Source organism: Paraburkholderia sp. RL17-381-BIF-C, assembly GCF_046026435.1.
Classification (GTDB): domain Bacteria; phylum Pseudomonadota; class Gammaproteobacteria; order Burkholderiales; family Burkholderiaceae; genus Paraburkholderia.
Window position 1 is genome coordinate 62615 of sequence record NZ_JARESX010000028.1, and the last position, 17623, is coordinate 80237.

Annotated in this window: 13 protein-coding genes; 8 read left to right on the forward strand and 5 right to left on the reverse strand. The window is 64.9% G+C overall.

Translation table 11 applies throughout. The features are described 5' to 3' along the window. Window positions 1-11: 11 nt before the first annotated feature. The 5 genes from P0D70_RS18745 to P0D70_RS18765 all read left to right on the forward strand — a co-directional run bounded on the left by P0D70_RS18745 (window position 12) and on the right by P0D70_RS18765 (window position 8538). Entirely contained in the window at window positions 12-974 is a 963-nt protein-coding gene (locus tag P0D70_RS18745) for a DUF2950 domain-containing protein (protein ID WP_408185602.1), read from the forward strand. A 205-nt stretch (window positions 975-1179) separates the two neighbouring features. Further along, a complete protein-coding gene (locus P0D70_RS18750) occupies window positions 1180-2799 on the forward strand; it encodes a PqiB family protein (RefSeq protein WP_408185603.1) in 1620 nt (539 codons plus the stop codon). A gap of 395 nt (window positions 2800-3194) precedes the next feature. Then, window positions 3195-3797 (forward strand): DUF2760 domain-containing protein, encoded by a 603-nt coding sequence (locus tag P0D70_RS18755; RefSeq protein ID WP_408185604.1) that lies wholly within the window; start codon window positions 3195-3197, stop codon window positions 3795-3797. Further along, window positions 3794-5653, forward strand: a complete 1860-nt coding sequence (locus P0D70_RS18760) for an Hsp70 family protein (protein WP_408185605.1) — start codon at window positions 3794-3796, stop codon at window positions 5651-5653. The genes P0D70_RS18755 and P0D70_RS18760 overlap by 4 nt, the downstream gene beginning before the upstream one ends. After that, the gene (locus tag P0D70_RS18765) at window positions 5650-8538 is read left to right on the forward strand and encodes an Hsp70 family protein (RefSeq protein WP_408185606.1); all 2889 of its coding nucleotides are present in this window, start codon (window positions 5650-5652) and stop codon (window positions 8536-8538) included. Before P0D70_RS18760 ends, P0D70_RS18765 begins: the two co-directional genes overlap by 4 nt. Window positions 8539-8696: 158 nt before the next feature. Here the strand turns inward: P0D70_RS18765 and P0D70_RS18770 are convergent, their stop codons facing one another. Further along, the gene (locus tag P0D70_RS18770; RefSeq protein ID WP_177204977.1) at window positions 8697-9728 is read right to left on the reverse strand and encodes a sensor domain-containing diguanylate cyclase; all 1032 of its coding nucleotides are present in this window, start codon (window positions 9726-9728) and stop codon (window positions 8697-8699) included. A 225-nt stretch (window positions 9729-9953) separates the two neighbouring features. On the opposite strand from P0D70_RS18770, the gene P0D70_RS18775 reads away from it, so the two are divergent. Beyond that, on the forward strand, window positions 9954-11171 hold the full coding sequence (locus P0D70_RS18775) for an amidohydrolase family protein (RefSeq protein ID WP_408185607.1): 1218 nt from the start codon (window positions 9954-9956) through the stop codon (window positions 11169-11171). A gap of 248 nt (window positions 11172-11419) precedes the next feature. On the opposite strand, the gene phnX is transcribed toward P0D70_RS18775, so the two are convergent. Beyond that, window positions 11420-12223: a phosphonoacetaldehyde hydrolase gene (gene phnX, locus P0D70_RS18780; protein WP_408185608.1), complete on the reverse strand. Its 804-nt coding sequence runs from the start codon at window positions 12221-12223 to the stop codon at window positions 11420-11422. Window positions 12224-12326: 103 nt separating this feature from the next. Then, entirely contained in the window at window positions 12327-13559 is a 1233-nt protein-coding gene (locus P0D70_RS18785) for a 2-aminoethylphosphonate--pyruvate transaminase (RefSeq protein ID WP_408185609.1), read from the reverse strand. A gap of 119 nt (window positions 13560-13678) precedes the next feature. Here P0D70_RS18785 and P0D70_RS18790 point away from each other — a divergent pair, with 119 nt between their 5' ends. After that, on the forward strand, window positions 13679-14563 hold the full coding sequence (locus P0D70_RS18790) for a LysR substrate-binding domain-containing protein (RefSeq protein ID WP_091793953.1): 885 nt from the start codon (window positions 13679-13681) through the stop codon (window positions 14561-14563). Between the two features lie 104 nt (window positions 14564-14667). On the opposite strand, the gene P0D70_RS18795 is transcribed toward P0D70_RS18790, so the two are convergent. Then, on the reverse strand, window positions 14668-15414 hold the full coding sequence (locus P0D70_RS18795; RefSeq protein ID WP_091793950.1) for a glucose 1-dehydrogenase: 747 nt from the start codon (window positions 15412-15414) through the stop codon (window positions 14668-14670). Between the two features lie 733 nt (window positions 15415-16147). Here P0D70_RS18795 and P0D70_RS18800 point away from each other — a divergent pair. Next, window positions 16148-17125 (forward strand): PDR/VanB family oxidoreductase, encoded by a 978-nt coding sequence (locus P0D70_RS18800; protein WP_408185610.1) that lies wholly within the window; start codon window positions 16148-16150, stop codon window positions 17123-17125. Window positions 17126-17221: 96 nt separating this feature from the next. Here P0D70_RS18800 and catC read toward each other — a convergent pair whose 3' ends face one another. Further along, a complete protein-coding gene (catC, locus tag P0D70_RS18805) occupies window positions 17222-17512 on the reverse strand; it encodes a muconolactone Delta-isomerase (RefSeq protein WP_091800467.1) in 291 nt (96 codons plus the stop codon). Window positions 17513-17623: the final 111 nt, after the last annotated feature.

Sequence of the window (17623 nt, forward strand, 5' to 3'; positions counted from 1 at the left end):
AGGAGCCGCTCATGATCCGTATCCATACATTCCAGACCTTCGGCGCACGTCTTGCCGACACGCTTCCTCGCGCCTTCGGCGCTCTCAAGCCACGCTTTGCCGGCAGCGCACTCGGGCTTGCCGCGCTGATGCTCGGCGCGTCGGCGGCGCACGCGCAAGCCGTGTATCCGACAGCGGATGCCGCGGCCAGCGCTTTCGTCAACGCGCTTTCCAGCAACGACGACACCGCGATGCAGCATGTGCTCGGCAAGGATTTCACGCACTTCATTCCCACCAAAAACGTAGGCGAAGACGATATCTACGAGTTTCTCGGAGCGTGGGCAGCAGGACACCAGATCGTCGACGATCCGGCGCCGCTCAACGGTCGCGCGAGTAAGCATCTTTCGGTCGGCAACAGTGGCTGGACGCTGCCGATTCCGCTCGTGCAAGCGGCCAATGGCTGGCGCTTCGATCCCGCTGCCGGCCGCGACGAAATCATGACGCGCCGCATTGGCCGCAATGAGCGCGCGGCAATGCTGACCTCCCTCGCCTATCTCGATGCGCAACACGACTACCAGGCATTGAACCAGCACTACGCGCAACACATTCTCAGCACGCCGGGTCAGCACGACGGCTTGTACTGGCCCACTGCGGAGGGTGAACCGGCAAGCCCGCTTGGCCCGCTTGCCGCGGCAATGCCGCATGGCGGCTCCGTTTCGAAGGAGGGTTATCACGGCTATCACTTCCGCATTCTGAGCGCGCAAGGGCCGCATGCGAAAGGCGGCAGCCAGAACTACATCGAGAACGGCACGATGACGAAGGGCTATGGCCTTATTGCGTGGCCCGCCGAGTATGGCAAGACGGGCGTGATGAGTTTTATCGTCAATCAGGACGGGCAGATTTATCAGAAAAATCTCGGGCCTCAATCGGCACGTACCGCGACCGCGCTCAAATCGTTCGATCCGGACCCGTCGTGGGAGGCCGTGCAGCCCTGAACGGGGCATCCGCGTCGCCGGCGCCACCCAGCGTGTGGCGCCTCGCGCGTCGCGCCCGGGGCGAAGAATGAACGCGGGGTGAACGCGAGATGAACTCGCGGCGAACACGGGGTGAACGCGGCTCGGCAGTTCGCCCCGCATCCCATTCAGGAGCGCGTGGCGAGCTGGAGCCAGGACGCAGCCAGTCACGCTTCGGAGCCCAGTCATGAATAGCCCGCAAGAACCCGTCCTCCCCCCCGATTTGCCCGATCCTGACATTGCGCCGCGGCGCAGTTGGCTGCCCTCGCTCGTCTGGGTCGTGCCATTGATCGCGGCGTTGATCGGTATCGCGCTTGTCGTCAAGTCCTTCACCGAACGCGGCCCGGCGATCGCGATCGTCTTCGAGAACGCCGAAGGTCTCGAACCCGGCAAAACCCAGGTCAAATATAAGGACGTGGAAATCGGTTCGGTCAAGGCGATCACCCTGTCGAAGGATCAAACGCACGTGGAAATCGCCGTGCAACTCACCAAGCAGGCGGAAAACTTCGCGGTCAAGGACACGCGCTTCTGGGTCGTTCGACCACGCGTCGGCGCCACGGGCGTGTCGGGCATCGGCACGCTGCTCTCGGGCGCGTATATCGGCGTGGACGTTGGCCGCTCCAAACAAACGCAAACCCACTTCGTCGGACTCGAAACGCCGCCCCCCATCACCACCGACCAGAAAGGCCACCGCTTCATCCTGCATGGCGATTCGCTCGGCTCGATCGACATCGGCTCGCCGATCTTTTACCGGCGCGTGCAGGTGGGGCAGGTCTACGGCATCTCGCTCGACAAGGACGGCACAGGCGTGACCATGCAGGTGTTCGTCGCCGCGCCGTACGACCAGTACGTCGGCACCAATTCGCGCTGGTGGCATGCAAGCGGCGTCAATGTCCGGCTCGACGCGTCCGGCTTCGTCGTCAACACGCAGTCGCTCGCAGCCATTCTGGTCGGTGGCCTCGCATTCCAGACGCCGCCGGGGCAGCCGATGGGCGTGCAAGCACCGGAGAAGACCGACTTCCGCCTCGCCTCCGACGAGACGGACGCCATGCGCGCGCCAGACGGCGCACCGGTGCGCGCCGTGATGAATTTCAACCAGTCGTTGCGAGGGCTTTCCGTGGGCGCGGTGGTCGACTTCCGCGGCATCGTGCTGGGTCAGGTGACGGACATTGGTGTCGAGTACGATCCGCAGACGCAGAGCTTCACGATGCCGGTGACGCTGGACCTGTATCCGGACCGACTCAGACGGCGCGCCCGCAGCCAAACGATGCCGCAGGCCCGTTCGACCGCCAGCCACGACCTGCTGCGCCGTCTCGTCGAGCGGGGCCTGCGTGGCCAGTTGCGTACCGGCAACTTGCTGACGGGCCAGTTATATATCGCGCTCGACATTTTCCCGAAGGCGGCGCCTGTCAAGTTCGATGGCAGCATCGAGCCGGTCGAACTGCCGACCATTCCGAATACGCTCGACGCGCTACAGGTGCAGGTGGCCGATATCGCGAAGAAACTCGACCGGGTTCCGTTCGATCAGATCGGCGCGAACCTGAACACGTCGCTGAAAAACGCCGACGCGCTGTTCAATCGGCTGAACACCGAAGTCGTGCCGCAGGCGCGCGACACGCTCGCCGCCGCAAGGCAGACCTTCGGCTCGGCGGAGGCGACTTTGCAGCGCGACTCGCCGTTGCAGTCGGATGTGCACCAGGCGCTGCAGGAATTGACCCGCACGCTGCAATCGCTGAACGCGCTGGCGGATTATCTGGAGCGTCATCCTGAATCGCTCGTGCGCGGCAAAACTGGAGACAAGCCATGACATCGGCGCTGCTGAGACTGTTTACCCTGCCCTACAACCCAACCAGCCCGGACTATTCCGCCTCGCCGAACACCTCACACTGACGAACAGCCGCAAGCTCATCGCCCGCCCGCAACCACCCACAACCGCCCGTGACAACCCGCCAATCTGGCCGCATTGCCCGCTAGAATGACCGGCTTTGCCCGCTTCAGGCGCGCCACAAGGCAAAATACGGGTTTTGCGCGCGCCAACCGCGCCGCGCTCCCCGATCAATCAGACGTCGGCGACCGGCATGCCGCCCGCCTTTGCCAACCCGCACAACGACGGCCGACGCAGGCCCGGCGCGGCTTCGCGGCCCGTCGCGTGCGGCGCAGCCAGGACAGCTCGTCCTTTAACAGAGCACCTCAGGAGCATTTATGACCGATTCGAACCCATCCTTCCTCGGCAGGATTTCCCTGGCCGTGAGCACGTTCTTCCGCATTCTCGGCGATGGCGAATTCGCCGCCGGCGTCTTGCGTTTGCGCGAGGGCAACGCTGCCGCCAGCGCCGCGCCCGTAGCGGCACCGGCACCCGCGCCGGCGCCCGCCCCCACGCCGAAGCCCGCGCCCACGCCGAAGCCCGCGCCCGTGCTGAAAGAAGCCAGCCCCGACGCCGCCCTGCAACTGCTCGGCCTGCTGCAACGCGACGCGCGTTTCATCGATTTCGTCGAGGAAGACATCAAGAGCTACAGCGACGCCGACATCGGCGCGGCCGCGCGCCTCGTGCACGACGGTTGCCGCGCGACGCTGCGCGAGCACTTCACGATCCGCCCGGTGCGTGACGAAGCCGAAGGCAGCCGCGTCACGCTGGCCGAAGGTTTCGACGCCGCCTCGATTCGCCTGACCGGCAATGTGGTCGGCCGCGCGCCGTTTAACGGCAGCATCAGCCATCGCGGTTGGCGGGTCGAGGAAGTGCGTCTGCCGAAGCTCGCGGACAGTCACAACGCCAAGGTGATCGCACCGGCCGAGGTGGAGCTATGAGCGACGCACGCCAGTCACGTTACGCCATCGGCATCGATCTCGGCACCACGCATTGCGCACTCTCCTATGTGGACACGAGCGCGAGCGACGGCGAAAAAACCACCCAGGGCGTGCTGCCGATCGCCCAGCTCACGGGTCCGGGCGCGATCGACAACCTCGATCTGCTGCCCTCGTTTCTCTATCTGCCGCATCCGGACGAACTCGCCTCGGGCGACCTCTATCTGCCGTGGACCGGCCAGCGCGAATACGCGGTCGGCGAGTTCGCCCGCAGCCGCGGCGCGGCCACGCCGATCCGGCTCGTGTCGAGCGCGAAAAGCTGGCTGTGCCATCCGGGCGTCGACCGGCGCGCCGCGATCCTGCCCAACGACGCGCCACCTGAAGTCGCACGCGTCTCGCCGCTCGAAAGCTCGGTGCGCTATCTGACGCACTTGCGCGAAGCGTGGGACCACGCACATCCCGACGCGCCGTTCAGCGAGCAGGACATTACGGTGACGATCCCGGCATCGTTCGATCCGGCCGCACGCGAACTGACCGCCGAAGCGGCCGAGGCCGCCGGCTACGGCAGCATGACGCTGCTGGAAGAACCGCAAGCCGCGCTGTATAGCTGGATCCAGAAGAGCGGCGGCCAGTGGCGCAAGCAGGTCAAGGTCGGCGACATCATTCTCGTGGTGGACGTGGGCGGCGGCACGACCGACCTGTCGCTGATCGCCGTGATCGAGCGCGAAGGCAATCTCGAACTGCATCGCGTCGCGGTGGGCGAACACATTCTGCTCGGCGGCGACAACATGGACCTCGCGCTCGCGCACGTGGTCGCGCGCAAGCTGGCGGCGGCCGGCACCCAGGCCGACGCGTGGCAACTGCGCGCCCTCACCTATGCATGCCGCTCGGCCAAGGAAACGCTGCTCAGCGACCCGGCTACCGACACCGTGCCGCTCGTCGTGCCGAGCCGCGGCTCGAAGCTGATCGGCGGCTCGATCCGCACCGAACTCACGCGCTCCGAATTGACCCAGACGATTCTCGAAGGCTTCTTCCCGCAAGTGGAGAGCGCCGCGCGTCCGGTGAGCCGCGCGCGCGCCGGTCTGACGCAGCTCGGCCTGCCGTATGCGCAGGACGCTGGCATCACGCGGCACCTCGCGGCGTTTCTCGGCCGTCAGGTGGGCGCGCTCGCCGAACTGGAAGGACTGCGCGACATCGCCACGGCGGAAAACGCGAGTTTCCTGCATCCCACGGCGGTGCTGTTCAACGGTGGCGTGTTCAAGTCGCCGCTGCTGGTCGAACGCATCATGGGCACGCTCAACAACTGGCTCGGCGCGGAAGGCGCGGCGCCGGCGCGGCTGCTCGAAGGCGCCGATCTCGATCTCGCCGTTGCGCGCGGCGCGGCCTATTACGGTTACGTGCGACGCGGCCAGGGCGTGCGGATTCGCGGCGGCACGGCGCGTGCGTACTACATCGCGATCGAATCGGCGATGCCCGCGGTGCCCGGTCTCGAACCGCCGATCCAGGCGCTGTGCGTCGCGCCGTTCGGCATGGAAGAAGGCACCGAGGCCGAGCTGCCCGCGCAGGAATTCGGCCTGGTGGTCGGCGAGCCGGTGCATTTCCGCTTCTTCGGGTCGTCGGTGCGGCGTCAGGATCAGGTCGGCACGCTGCTCGACTTCTGGGGCCCCGAGGAATTGCAGGAGCTCGAAGAGATTCAGGCAACGCTGCCCGCCTCTGGCCGCACCGCCGGCGAAGTGGTGCCGGTGAAGCTGCATGCGCGCGTCACCGAAGCGGGCACGCTCGAACTCGAAGCCGTGCCGCGCGGCACTGACGAGCGCTGGAAAGTCGAGTTCGACGTGCGCGGCAACGCGAATGCATGAATGAGATGAAGCGGTACAGCGTCGGTATCGATCTCGGCACCAGCAACACGGTGCTCGCCTATGCGGAGGCGGGGTCGCAGCTCATTCGCGTCTTCGAGATCGAACAACTGGTAAGTCCCGGCGAAGTGGCCGCGCGGCCTCTGTTGCCCTCGGTGCGCTACCACGCGGCGCAGGGCGAACTGAACCCCGGCGATCTGCAATTGCCGTGGTCCAGTGCGGATCAAACCGGCGCTCGGACAAAAGCGCACGCAGAAGCTCAAGCAAACGCCCAAGCCGAACCACCGCCCGTCGTGATCGGCCGGCTCGCGCGCCTGCTAGGCGCTCAGGTGCCGGGGCGGCTCGTGACGAGCGCGAAGAGCTGGCTCTCGCATGCATCGGTCGACCGCGTCGCGCCGATCCTGCCGTGGGGCGCTGCCGACGATGTCCTCAAAGTCTCGCCGGTCGAAGCCAGCGCGAGCTATCTGGCGCACGTGCGCGCGGCCTGGAACCACCGTTTTCCGGACGCGCCGCTCGAGACTCAGGACGTGGTGCTGACGGTGCCGGCTTCTTTCGACGAAGGCGCACGCGCACTGACCGTGCAAGCCGCGCGCATGGCCGGCCTGCACAATCTGAAGTTGCTGGAAGAGCCGCAAGCGGCGTTCTACGACTGGCTGTTTCATCATCGCGAGCGGCTTGCAAGCGAGCTCGCAAACACCCGCCTCGTCCTGATCTGCGACGTGGGCGGCGGCACCACCGACCTCACGCTGATCGAAGTCGGCCTGAAAGACGGCGAGCCGCAGCTCACGCGTATCGGCGTGGGCAATCATCTGATGCTCGGCGGCGACAATATGGATCTGGCGCTCGCGCATCTGGTGGAAGCGCGGCTGCCGGGCGCGGACCAGGCGAGCGGGCGCGCGCGTTTGTCGGCGGCGAGCCTGTCGCAACTGGTCGAGCGTTGCCGCAACGCAAAGGAACAGCTGCTCGGCCCGCAGGCGCCCGACTCGACGTCGATCACCCTGCTCGGCGCGGGCGCGAAGCTGATCGGCGGCGCACGCACGGTGCAGGTCACGCGCGATGAGGTCGAGCGGATCATCGTCGACGGCTTCTTTCCGGCGGTGGCGTCGCACGAACGGCCCGGCAGGCCGCGTGGCGCGATCGTCGAATTCGGCCTGCCCTATGCGACCGATGCCGCGGTCACGCGTCATATCGCGGCGTTTCTGAACCGCTTCGCGGCGCAGTCGCGTAAAGCGCTGGGCGCGGAGTCGTCCGCCTCGCCGCAACTCGCCGACGAAAACGCGTTGCCCGTGCCCGACACGCTGCTGCTGAACGGCGGCGTGTTCCGCGCCGGCGCGCTCACGCAGCGTCTGGCGAGCACGCTGGGCGCCTGGCGCGGCGAAGCGCTCAACGTGCTGCATAACGACAATCCCGACGTGGCCGTTGCACGCGGAGCGGTCGCCTATTCACTCGCGCGCGCGGGCAACGCGCCGAGAATCGGCGGCGGCTCGCCGCGCAGCTACTTTCTCGTGCTCGACGAAGCCGGCGACGGCAAGCAAGAAGCCGAACCGGTGCCACGCGGCATCTGCCTGCTGCCGCGCGGCACGGAAGAAGGCCACGAGATCCTGATCGCGGATCGCACCTTCGCGTTGCGCCTCGGACATCCGGTGCGTTTTCACCTGGTCTCGTCGAGCGCGGACACGGTGTATCAGCCCGGCGAGCTGATCGATCTCGCAAGCGGCGACTTCGTTCGCCTGCCGCCGATCGCGACCATCGTGCAGCCGCGCGGCGCGAGCACCGCACGCGAAACCGCGGTGCAGATCGCGACGTCGCTCACCGAAGTGGGGACGCTCGAAGTCCACTGCATCGAACTAGGTAATCCCGCGCAGCGCTGGCTGCTCGAATTCCAGTTGCGCCGCGAAGACGCGCAGATGAACTTGACGGCCGATGCCGCGCAAGCCCGCCATCCCGCGCTCGACGAGGCGATCGAACAGATCGACCGCAGCTTCGGTTCGCGCGCGCAGAAGGTCGACCCCAAAGAAGTCAAACGCCTGCGCTCACAACTCGAACACTTGCTGGGCCCGCGCGAAAGTTGGAACAGCGCGTTGCTGCGTGAACTGTTCGGGGCGCTGTGGGAACGCGCGCGGCGTCGGCGCCGCTCGGCGGATCACGAACGGCTCTGGCTGAATCTGGCCGGCTATTGCGTGCGGCCGGGCTTCGGTTATCCGCTCGACGAATGGCGTGTCGAACAACTCTGGTCGCTCTTCGACGACGGCATCCAGTACGTCAACGAAGGCCAGGTCTGGTCGGAATGGTGGACGCTCTGGCGTCGCGCCGCGGGCGGCCTCGACGAGAGCGCGCAACTGCGCGTACTCGACGCGATGGCCTATCTGCAAAAAGCCGCGCAGTCGCGCCACAAGCTGCCGTTCGACGTGGCGAAAACCGGCTTCACCGATATGGTTCGCCTGAGCGCATCGCTCGAACGGATTCCTGTGGAGCGCAAGATTGAACTCGGCGAGTCGGTGCTGGCCCGTTTGAAGAAACCCGCGGAAAATCATCAAAGCTGGTGGGCGGTCGGGCGTATCGGTGCGCGGCGGCCTTTCTACGGCAGCGCGCACAGCGTCGTGCCACCGGAGATCGCCTCGGCGTGGCTCGACGCGATACTCGCGCTCGACTGGAAGAAGGTCGATCCCGCCGCGTTTGCCGCCGTGCAGATCGCTCGCATGACCGGCGACCGCTCGCGTGATTTGCCCGAAGACGTGCGCCGCACGGTGGTGCGCCGGCTCGAAGCGGCCAACGCGCCGCGCGCGTGGATCACGATGGTGAACGAGAGTGTGGAGCTCGATGACGCGGACGAAGGCCGCGTGTTCGGCGAGTCGCTACCGGCAGGGCTGAAACTGATCGCGAGCTGAAACATGCGCGACCGGCGCGGCTCGACGTTTGGGCGCGCTTTCGCCGCAAGTGGGTTCCTGCGGTTCCTGCGGATCTTGATCGCGCGACAGGATCTTCAGGCGCCGGGATTTCATTGAAGCCTGCCGGCGTGTTCAGCAGCGTGCGTCCCGACGCTTCACTACGCCATCGTCACCTGGTTTCTACCGCCATGCTTCGACCGATACAGCGCCCGGTCAGCACTCGCGAAACCATCCCGATACGCGGGCCGTGAGGTTTCGGTAATACGCGTGAGCGTCGCGCCCACGCTCACCGTCACCATGCCGAGCGGCGACGCGCGATGCTCGATCGCCAGATCCTCCACCCCCTGGCGCAGCGTTTCGAGCGTGTTTTCGAGCGCTGCCGGTTCGGCTCGCAGCATCAGCAGGCCGAATTCCTCGCCCCCCATGCGCCCGACGATCACGCGTTCGCCATCGGCCGCCGCCTGCATCACCGAAGCCACTTTGCGCAGGCAGTGATCGCCCGCCTGATGCCCATAAGTGTCGTTGTATTGCTTGAACCAGTCCACGTCGACCACGACCGAACCCATCACGTCGCCATCGCGCGCCTCCTTCCATCGGCGCGTGATGCTTTCCAGCAGGAAACGGCGGTTGTACAACTGGGTCAGCGGATCGATTGCGGTCGCCGTGCGCATCTTCAGATCGTTTTCGATCATTGCGCGCAGGTGATAGAACACGGCCCGTTGTCCTGCATCGAGCCGGCCCGGCGACGGATCCATCGCGCACAATGCGCCGACGATCTCGCCGTTGGGCGCGCGTAGCGCGATCGCCGCATAGAAACGCACGAACGGATGACGCTGCACCAGCATGCATTCGCCGAAACGCGCATCGTCGTGCGCATCCTCGATCACGAACAGCTCGGCGTCGCGCACCGCATAGTCGGCGAGCGAGCGCGCACGCGTGACGAGCGGCATCGCCATGCCGACCTCGGCGCGGTAATGCTGGTACTCCTCGTCGAGCAGCGTGATCGCGGTGATCGCCGCGCCCGTCACGCTCTTGAGGATCTCCGCGGCGTGGGTGAAGCACTCGCGCATCACCTGATCATCATGCAGCAGCCATTCGATCACCGACGATTCCACCTCGGGTTCGCCGGTGGTGGACGGATCGAACTGCATCCGGCTGGACAGACGATCGTTATTGAAGGCGAGTTGCACGGCAGGGTTCCAGAATGTGGTTAGCTCGTGTCAACGGCAGATACTCACCAAACTTGAGTGCGCATGAGCCAGATCAATCCATGCGGGTTCGCGCGGCCACGCGAAGTACAATTCTCGCGCCGTCTTCATGGCCTGTCAGGCCGGCAGCGCGTCTATTCAGCAGACAATTGGACGCGCCGCCGGCAACGTGCCGCCGATCTCCCGTACGATAACCGCCCTGCTTTCATGACCACGACCGCTCCTCATCTGCCGACGAACGACCTGCTCATTACCAACGTGCATCTGTCGGACGGCACGCGCGTCGACGTGTCGATCGCCGCCGGGCGCATCGCCGCGCTCGGTCCGGGCCTCGCGCGCGCGCCGGGCGTCGCAGTCGAGGACGGCGGCGGCGCGCTGCTGTTGCCGGGTTTCGTCGAAGGACATACACACCTGGATAAGACCAACTGGGGCTTGCCGTGGTATCGCAACGAGGTCGGTCCAAAGCTCACCGACCGCATTGAAAACGAACGGCGCTGGCGGGCGCAGAGCGGACATGACGCGGGACAGCAATCGCTTGCGCTCGCCGGCGCGTTCCTGCAGGCGGGTACGACGCGTCTACGCACGCACGTCGATATCGATACCGACGCGGGTTTGCGCCATCTGGAGGGCGTGCTTGCGACGCGCGAAACGCTTGGCGAAGTGCTCGACATGCAGATCGTCGCGTTTCCGCAATCGGGCATGCTTGGCCGTCCCGGCACCGATACGTTGCTCGGCGAAGCCCTGAGTGCGGGCGCCGACGTGCTCGGCGCGCTCGACCCCGCGCTGATCGACGGCGACCCGGTGGCGTCGCTCGATCTGACCTTCGATCTCGCGCAACGGCATGCCAAACCCATCGACATCCATCTGCACGAGCCGGGCGAAATCGGCGCATTCACACTCGGTCTGCTGCTCGACCGGGTTGCCGCGCTGGGTATGCAAGGGCAAGTGGTAGTCAGCCACGCGTTCTGTCTCGGCGCGTTGCCCGAGCGCGAACGCGACAGCCTGCTCGAAAGAATCGCTGACCTGCGCGTGGCGCTCCTCACCACCGCCCCGCCTTCGACCACCGTTCCGCCGCTCAAAACGTGCATTGAAAAAGGTGTGACCTTGTTCGGCGGCAACGACGGCGTGCGTGACACGTGGACGCCATACGGTTCGCCGGACATGCTCGAACGCGCGATGTTGATCGCGATGCGCTACGGCCTGCGCCGCGACGACGACCTCGCCATCGCCTTCGACTGCATCAGCAGCACCGCCGCACGCGCCTGCGGATTCACCGGCTATGGCCTGCACGTGGACGCGCGCGCGGACCTCGTACTGGTGGACGCGGACACGCTCGCACATGCGGTCGTTGCACGGCCGCCGAGGAAGCTGGTAGTGTCGAACGGCCGGGTCGTCACCCGCAACGGGGCGCACGCAAACCACTGACAGTCGCTCAGCGCCGCCGCCCTCATTCGCAAGGGCACGCGCGGCGCAGCGACCCCGCATTGCCACATCGCCTCGCCGTATAGATAAGTACAACGACTCCGGTCGCTCGTCATGCTGCAATGTGTCCGGCGGCGAGATGCTCAGGATCCGACTCCCTGAGTCATCTGCATAAAAAAGCGCCTGGTGCCAGGCGCTTCCTCGATACGGCGACGGCGTGAGTCAAGTCCCGCCGGCGACAACGCTACGCGTCACGGCCGCTCGCCCCGCGCCAACCGCGCCTCGATGTCGTACACCACTGGCATCAGATCCGCGACGCTGTCGATCACATAGTGCGCGCCGGCCGCCTGCAGCTTCTGGATCGCCGCCTGGCGGCGCCATGCGAACTCGTCCGGCGCGAGCGCCTTGACGTCGTCTTCGGCCATGCCGAACGCGTTCCCGCTCACCGCGACACCCACCGCCCACGTGCCGCCATTGATCCCCTCTTCGATGCCGACCTCGGTGTCGTCGACCTTGATCGCATTCTTCGCGCGCCAGACGCCCAGTTCCGGCAGCGTCTTGTAGATCATGTACGGCGACGGCCGCCCTTCCGGCGTATCGCCGGTGCACACGATGCTGTCCGGCGAGAATCCCTGCGCCGCCGCGCCCGGCACGATCTCGGCCATGATCTCGCGCGTATAGCCCGTGGTCGTGCCGATCCGGATATCGTCACTGCGCAGCGCGCTCGCCACGTCGGCGACGCCCGGAATCACCGAGCTGTAGCTTGCCGCCACCGCGATGTTCTTCGGCACGAACACGTCGTACACGGCGTCGATATCCGCTTCACCCGGCACGTGACCGTATTTGTCGGCCCACGCTTGCGCGACGCGCGGCAATGCCATCAGCGCCGTGATATGCGGGCGCTTGGCCATGCCCATCGGCCCCCGCGCCTCATCGATCGTGATCGACACGCCGAACTGCTCGAACGTCTCGACGAAGGCGCCCATCGGCGCCAGCGAACCATAATCGACCACCGTGCCGGCCCAATCGAAAATCACTGCTTTGACGTGCTTCATTTACTTCGATCCTCGGGAGATTCCATCGCGCGCGCAATGCGCCGCGCGTTTTTCATCACGCTCTATCCAGCCGTCCACGCGATACGCGTGCAGGCCTTCTTCTTCAGGCCGCTTCGGCCAATCTCTTGCGTTCTTCGAGCGCCGCTGCCGGCGGCGCCGCATGCTCGACGCCCATCGTCCGGAGCGACTCGGCGCACGCCTCCACGACGCGGCGCATGACAGGCTCGTCCACCTGGCCGATGCAGCCGATACGGAAACTGTCCACCACCGTCAATTTGCCCGGATAGATGATGAAGCCCTGCTGCTTCATCAACTCATAGAAAGTCTCGAACTTGAACGACGGATGCGCCGGCGCAAAAAACGTCACGATGATCGGCGAGCGCCAGCGCGCGTTCAGCAACGGCTCGAAACCGAGGTCGTGCATGCCGGCCACCAGCACGTCGCGATTGTTCGCGTAACGCGCGAGGCGGCCGCCCTGCCCGCCTTCGAGCTTATGCAGACGCAGCGCCTCGATAAACGCGGCCACGGTATGCGTCGGCGGCGTGAAACGCCACTGGCCCGTGCGGCTCATCACGTCCCATTGATCGTAGACGTCGAGCGCGAGCGAGTGACTGCGGCCCTTCGCTTCCTGCAACGCGCTCTTGCGCGCAATGACGAAGCCGAAACCGGGCACACCTTCTATGCATTTATTCGCCGACGACACGAAAGCCTCGCAGGCAATCTCACGCACGTCGAGCGGCACCGCGCCAAAGGCGCTCATCGAATCGATCAGCAGCTTGCGGCCTTTCTTCGCGGTGGCGGCGGCAATCTCCTCGATCGGATTGAGAATCCCCGAGCTGGTTTCGCAATGCACGGCGACCACATGGGTAATGCTGGGATCGGCGTCGAGCATGCGTTCGACTTCGGCGCCGCGCGGCGGCAGATAATCGCCCTTGTCCAGCACCGTGCAGGCACGGCCGAGATAGCCGAGCGTGGTCGCGATGCGCTTGCCGTATGCGCCGTTGGCGAGCACGAGCGCATGAGCGTCGCGTGGCATCAGGCTGCCGAGCATGGCTTCGACACAATAGCTGCCGCTGCCTTGCAGCGGCACGCAGTCGTACTCGCCCGTCGTATCGCCCGCGATTTCCAGCAGGCTGCTGCGCAGGAGCGCGGTCATCGCGCGGAAATCGCCGTCCCACGAGCCCCAGTCGCGCAGCATCGCCTCTTTGGTCGAGAACGCCGTGGTGAGCGGCCCGGGCGTCAACAGATACGGCTCGCCCTTGGGCGGCTGCGCGCACGTGAGCGCGGACGACCCGGTGGCGCTCGCGGCTGGGGAACGGTCGATCACGCTGTCCATGTTCGGAATCTCCGATATCGCTGTTGCGGTGGCTCACACAGTACAGAAACACGCGCCATCGGTAAAATCGATATAATCGATGCGGGTATCGCAATAACTTATATGGCGACGAGGCACACGTGCAATACGCACAATTGCGAGCGTTTCATGCGGTCGCGGAACATGGCGGGTTCTCCAAAGCAGCGCAGGCGCTCTCGCTCTCGCAGCCGGCCGTATCGGACCACGTGCGGCGGCTGGAACAGGATTACGGTGTCAAACTCTTCGAACGCGGACCGCGCGGCGTGGAAACCACCGAACTCGGTCTGCGCCTTTTCAGCGTGACGCGGCAGATGGTCAGTTGCGAGCGCGACGCGCGGCAACTGCTCGAATCGGCGGGCGGCCTCGAATCCGGCTCGCTCTCGCTGGTGGCGGACGCGCCCGATCTGGCGGTCGCGCTGATCAGCGCATTTCGCAAGCTGCATCCGGGGATTGTCGTGACGCTGTCCATCGCCAACGCCGCGGACTGCATGCAGCGCGTGCTATCGAGCGCCGTGGACGCGGCCATTACCGCCGCGCCGCAAGTGCACAGCCGCCTGGAAGCGCGTGTGTTGCGGCGCGATCCCCTGGTGGCGATGGTGCCCGCGAGCTATCCGGTGGCCAAGAAACGCAAGCTGAGTTACACGGAACTCGTGCAGCAGCCAATGATTTTCCGCGAGGCGCAATCCGTCACGCAGCAGTTGCTGGAGATCGAACTGGTGCGCGAATCGCTGCAAGTGGAACCCATCATGTACGTGGATGGCCGCGAGGCGTTGGAAGAAGCGGTCGCGCAAGGCATGGGCGTCGGCGTGATTGCACGCGCCGAATTCAATGAATCGCGACGGATCAGAATGATTCCGCTGGAAGACTGTCAGGTGCAGATGATCGAATCGCTTACGCGGCTTGCCGAGCGGCCGGGGTCGAATCTGCTGGATGCATTGTTCGCGGTCGAGTTGCCGAACCCGGCGACGGCCGTTCCGGCTGGATAAAGCGGAAAACCGCCCTTCAGGCGTGGCCCGCGAGCGGTTTTCCGCGTGCTGCGTAATGGGCGCGCCGCTATCGGGCCACGCCACCCACCTTCGCGTTGACCTGCTTAACGCGACCCACCGCTTGCAATCAGGCTTTCGCCTGTCAGCCAGCGCGCGTCGTCGGAGGCGAGGAAGGTCACGACATCGGCGATATCGTCAGGCTGGCCGATGCGGCCGAGCGGCGTCGTGCTGATGGCCCACGCTTCGAGGTCGGAACCGACGATGCCTGCGCTATGCGTGCCTTCGGTGGTGACCATGCCTGGATTCACGGAGTTGACGCGGATCTTGCGCGGGCCGAGTTCACGCGCGAGCACACCCGTAATGCCATCCACGGCGCCCTTGGTCGCGGTATAGACCGCGCTGTTCGGCGGCGTGATGCGGCTCACCACCGAACTGATATTGACAATGCTCGCGCCTTCGCCGAGGTGCTTGACCGCTGCCTGCGTGGTCAACAGCAGACCCAGCACGTTCACGTTGAAGTGCCTATGGAAATGCTCTTCGGTAATCTCTTCGATCGGCGCGAATTCATAGACGCCCGAGTTGTTGACGAGAATGTCGAGACGGCCATACGTTTCCACAGCGGAATCGATAATGCCTTGCGCGTCCGCCGCTTTGGACACGTCGCCGGCCACCGCCACCGCCTTGCCTCCCGCAGCGGTAATCGCGGCGACCACGCTGTCCGCGCCCGCCTTGCTCGACGAATAATTCACCACCACGGAGGCGCCTTGTGCCGCCAATGCCTTGGCGATGGCCGCGCCGATACCTTTCGATGCACCCGTTACAACCGCAACCTTACCTGTGAGCTTGCTCATGATCGATTCCTTTAGATGGGATTGGCGCCGATGCTGCCGCGAAGATTCGCGGGCTGCGTTGGAAATTGCCGTGGCGCTGTCACTGGTGACAATGTAGGGAGCTTGGGCGAGCGGATAAAGCGGCTGAAGGCGAATAGATACGTCGGTTGAGCCGAACAATCGGGAGACGGGCGATGCGTATGGCGGGTGGGCTTGATGCAAGACCCCGCGTCATCTGCTGACGCGAGTGGAAGGAGCACGGTAAGCACGCACATAAGATCGGTCGGTGATCGCCGCCGCTCCGCAGAGGCGGCTCGAACCGACAGCATTTTGCATGCTTGCAATGCGTGGCCGTTCTCTCGAGAACGGCTCGGTCAATACCAATGACGCAGCTTAAGTCGCATTGAATTCAGCACTTAAGCATCAACACAATTTGCACGGCGACGCTGACGAGCACCGCCAGCGCGCCGAGCGTATCGAGAATTGCAGACCACACGATGTCGCTCCTTTCACATTCGCTTTCCACCATTGCTTGATTAAACGAATTCGCGCGGCATCAATTGAATGTCCAGTCTGGGCGGGTAGATAACGGATCAGCGCCGCTTCGCACCCGGCCATACCATTATCAGTGCGGCTGATCTAGCTTACTATTTTTAATCGATTTGCCTGATTTGCCACGGCTTCTTATCCTTGACGCACAACCGTATGCGGTACGCCGCATACGCCGCCCGCCCCATTTTTTGCCGGCAAGATCATGGAAAGAACCACCATCAATGTACGCGTCGATAGCGTCCGCGACGAAGCGCACGGCGTGCGCTCATTCAGCGTCTCGCGCCTGGACGGGCAACCATTCGCTCACTACGAACCCGGCGCGCACATCGATGTCACCGGACCGTCCGGCGTCACGCGGCAATACTCGTTGTGCGGCGACCCGGATCATCGTGAAGCCCATCTGTTTGCCGTGAAGCGCGAAGACGCCTCGCGCGGCGGCTCGCGCTCGCTGCATGACGACGTGACGGTGGGCAGCGAATTGACCATCGGCGCGCCGCGCAATCTGTTCCAGCTCGCGCCGAACGCCGAAGAACATATTCTGATCGCTGCCGGTATCGGCGTAACACCGCTGCTGAGCATGGCTTACCGGCTGCTCAAGCAGCAACGGCGCTTCGTGTTGCACTATTTCGCGCGCAGCGCGGAGCACGCGGCGTTCTTGCCGCTGCTCTCACGCGCGCCGTTCAGTGATTACGTGAAGCTCCACTTCGGCGTTGCGCGGGAGCGGCTCGACGCAGTGCTCGGCGATTGTCTCGCGAATGCGCGCGAAGGCACGCACCTCTATACCTGCGGGCCCGCGCCTTTCATGGAGCGTGTGGTGGCGATCGGCGAAACGCGTGTCGTGCCGGAAGCGATCCATCTGGAACGATTTGCCGCTGAACCGGCTGGTGTCTCGAACAACGAGACCGCCGCGCTCGATACATTCGATGTGCGGATCGCGAGCAGCGGCGCGACCGTGCGCGTGGACAAGGACACGACCATCGTCGCGGCACTGGCGTCGATCGGCATTGAAGTGGATACGTCGTGCGGCGAAGGGGTGTGCGGCACCTGCATGGTGGACGTGGTGAGCGGCACGCCCGAACATCGCGATCATTGCCTGAGCAAAGCGGAACGGGCGAGTGGCAAAGTGATCTGCTGCTGTATTTCGCGCGCCGCGTCGCCGCTTCTGGTGCTGGACCTTTGACGCGCGTCCCGCAGATACAGTCTTCTGACGCAGCGGCGACGCGCGCGTAAACAAACACGGTGCCGCACTCGCGGCACCTTTCTCAAACGCTTCTTCTTACCGGTCGTCGTCGCGAATCGACGACGCATGCCGGCACAGCGCGCGCACTTCGACATCCATGTACGGAAACAGCGGCAACTGGCTCAGCACGTCGTGCAGATGCGCGGGGCTATCCACATCGAACACGCTGATATTCGCGTAGCGCCCGGCAATTCGCCATAAATGCCGCCACACGCCCTCCTGTTGCAGCCTTTGCGACATCGCTTTTTCATCGGCCTTCAGACGCGCGGCGCGTTCTGCATCCATGTCGGCCGGCAGGTTGACGGTCATTTCAACGTGAAACAGCATGCTTGCTCCCATCCCTGATCGATAACAAAAAGCCCTGGCGGCCCGGCCGATCTCGCCGCGCAACCAGGGTTGATAGATTCATGCGGTACGTCCAGCCGTTTTCTACGCAGA